Source organism: Endozoicomonas sp. SESOKO3 (assembly GCF_024606255.1).
In genome coordinates this window covers 1-1,104 of sequence record NZ_JAHHPR010000473.1, presented here as the reverse complement: position 1 = coordinate 1,104, position 1,104 = coordinate 1, and the positions used below count along the sequence as shown (strand labels likewise).

The 1,104-nt window shown below is 49.5% G+C and carries 1 protein-coding gene; it reads right to left on the bottom strand.

What is annotated here, in order from left to right:
- Nucleotides 1-1,043 (bottom strand): hypothetical protein (locus KDK18_RS08145; protein ID WP_257254407.1); only part of this gene is annotated, 1,043 nt, incomplete at its 3' end.
- Nucleotides 1,044-1,104: the final 61 nt, after the last annotated feature.

Here is a 1,104-nt window from a genome sequence, read left to right as displayed (position 1 = left end):
TAAAACATTGAGAAAAGGCAATGTTGAAAGTCGAATCTATCGGCTTCTGTCGCAACATCGTCATTAAGGCGTTGTGCAAGCATGTTAAAGTTCCACTGAACTCCATTAGAAATGCGACCTGCAAAGTGTATATCCAGCCAGTCCATGGAATGCAGCACGATCATCAGTTTTTTGAAGGCTTCCTGCATGGATTGACGTGAACTCATTCGGGGACACTCTACGATAATCTCTCCCGCTGTGCCGTTGCAACTTAGCTTCATGGGACCAGCATCTTCACGCAGCTCTATCGCTTTCAGAAGCTTGACCAGAAACCACATACGTTTTAACTTGCCAGCTTTTTCCCAACCAGAAATTTTATCGAATTGGTCAGAAAATTTCAGTCGCAAGGTTCGTCCTTTCCCTCCCTCTGCGTTTTCAAGCAGCTCAACAACACCCTTATGAGCTCCAAGATTCAGGTTAACAATCAGGGCATCATCGATGATGACCGCAGTCCCTGAAAGCCGTAATTTTTTGATGGATGCCTTGCCGGACGGATTCAACAGCGGTTCCTGTCCACCCGAATTATCCGAAGTTGTGAAATCAACGTAGGTGACGTTCTCTTCCTCAGACACCCTACCCTGACGTGAAGTCAGAGCAACCGGTGCCAGCGCCTCTACGAAGCGCTGATGCAGGGCAAAAATCAGCTCATGGACACTTCGGACCCGCTCAGCCTTCGAGGGGGTGAGTGCCTGAAGACAGGATTGTAGCTGATGGCAATCTGCCACCCACTGACGAAACACTCTCTGGGATACCTGCCCTTCTTCAGCGGCCTGCATGGGCGTAATGATACTCTCTAACCCAGATCGAATGGTTTCTTTCAGCGTCACGAACCGGTTGCTCAGTTTCGGAAATTCATCCCGCAATGACTGAACCTCGCGCGAACAGCTTTTACCGGTCAGCTGCAGAAAGGCTTCGTAACCCACAAGCATTGCTTCAGCCCCGTGAATCAGTCGGTTTACGTTGTCTCTGGTCTCTGCCAGTAATTCTGATCTTTGCGGCGACATGCTCAGTTTTATCGGGTTTGCCAGACAATCCAGTCCACCGCCGGGGGAAAAAAACGACAAC